At 73.3% G+C, this 1,425-nt stretch carries 1 protein-coding gene and 1 pseudogene; both read right to left on the bottom strand.

What is annotated here, in order from left to right:
• Positions 1-134: 134 nt before the first annotated feature.
• Positions 135-809 (bottom strand): SMI1/KNR4 family protein, encoded by a 675-nt coding sequence (locus ACFV6I_RS04800; protein ID WP_063352225.1) that lies wholly within the window; start codon positions 807-809, stop codon positions 135-137.
• A 161-nt stretch (positions 810-970) separates the two neighbouring features.
• Positions 971-1,423: pseudogene (locus ACFV6I_RS04805) on the bottom strand (hypothetical protein); the annotation flags it as partial.
• Positions 1,424-1,425: the final 2 nt, after the last annotated feature.

A 1,425-nucleotide genomic window follows, 5' to 3' on the forward strand; every position in this document is an offset into this window, starting at 1 on the left:
CCCGCGCGCCCCGCCCGCCCCCGCCGCCCGCCGGGGGGGGGGCCCCGCCCCCCCCCCCCCGGGCGGTACGGCTGTTGCGTGATGTTCGGCGCCGCCGGGCGAGGGAAGGCGAATGCCAGGTCGGCGGATCACCGCTACCTGGTCCAGGGCATTTCCGTCGACCCGGTGGGCCGGTACCAGGTGATGCCCCACTCCGCGCCCCAGTCCTTGCCGGTCCAGTCGTAGGCGGGTGTCCAGAGTGGCCGGGCCGGTTGAGGTCCCCACTCCTCCGGGTCCGGTCGCACCAGCAACTCGTCCTCATGGGCGTAGCCGCCGGTGAGTACGGTCGCCACGAACTCCGCGAAGCCGCCGTCGAAACGGTCGAGCGCACCGTCGTCGACGCCACCGAAGTCGCAGAAGACGGCCACCGGCCACTGCTCCGGGTCCGGGCCGTCGGTCAGCCAGCAGCAGTAGTTGTGGTTGCTGTTCATGCCCCAGGGCAGCAGCCCGCCCGGGTCCGGGAACACAGGGGTGCGCTCCTGGTCCCAGAACTCGTCCTCGCCCTCGACCTGCCCCCGGAACTCGGTGTCGGTCTCGAAACGCCACCCCGCCAGGCCGCCCGGCGAACCGGCTCCGTGGGAGCGCTCCGTCGGCGACCGCACACCCCACTCGCCGTTCAGGTTCACCGCACCGTACAGGTCGACGAACGCCCGGTAGTCCGACGGCAGTTGGACCCCTAGCTCGGCCGGTGCCAGCTCCCACGGCACCCGCGCCGGGGTGTACACCGGTTCGCCCATGATCGCCCGCAGTCGGTCCCATGCCTCGGTCATTACCCGACCCCTCTCCGGCCGTCCGTCGTCAGAAGCTGCACTTTAGGCGACGGCTCCGACAAGCCACTGACCCGACCGGAAGACCGCCGGCTGACGGGCCCCGCTCGATCTCAACGGTTCGAAGCTCGTCCCCGGCGTCCAGGACGACCGGGACCTTCGGATCAGTTGCCGTAGCGGAGCGAAACGGTGTCGCCGAGGTGGACGGTGGTGGCCCGGGTGGCGGTGGTGGCGGTGACGCCGTCCAGGCTGACCTTCCAGGTGGAGGAGCCGCTGTTGGCGGTGCCGTTGATCGCGGTGACGGCGCCGGTGCCGGAGGACGGGGTGACGGCGGTGACGCAGCCGGCGGGGGTCGCGGATGCGGCGGAGTCGAGGACGTCGCCGAGGGTCGCGGTGGTGCCGGTCGGGGTGAGGGTGACGGCGCAGACCTTGAGCGCGCCGGTGCCGTCGTCGATGACCAGCGCGAGCTTGGCGGCGGTGCCGGGGACGAAGGTGGTGGCGGCGGCCCAGGCGGGCTCGCCGGCGGTGGTCGGGGCCGGCGGGGTGGCGGTGAAGCCGGCGCCGGCGACGGCGCGCAGGCCGTCGACGGAGGCGTAGGGGGAGGGGGTGGTGTCGGTGG

The sequence above is a fragment of the Kitasatospora sp. NPDC059803 genome, from assembly GCF_042732255.1.
GTDB lineage: Bacteria > Actinomycetota > Actinomycetes > Streptomycetales > Streptomycetaceae > Kitasatospora.

Coding starts and splice junctions, on each gene's coding strand:
- ACFV6I_RS04800 (WP_063352225.1), bottom strand. CDS start 809: ATGACCGAGGCATGGGACCGACTGCGGGCGATCATGGGCGAACCGGTG.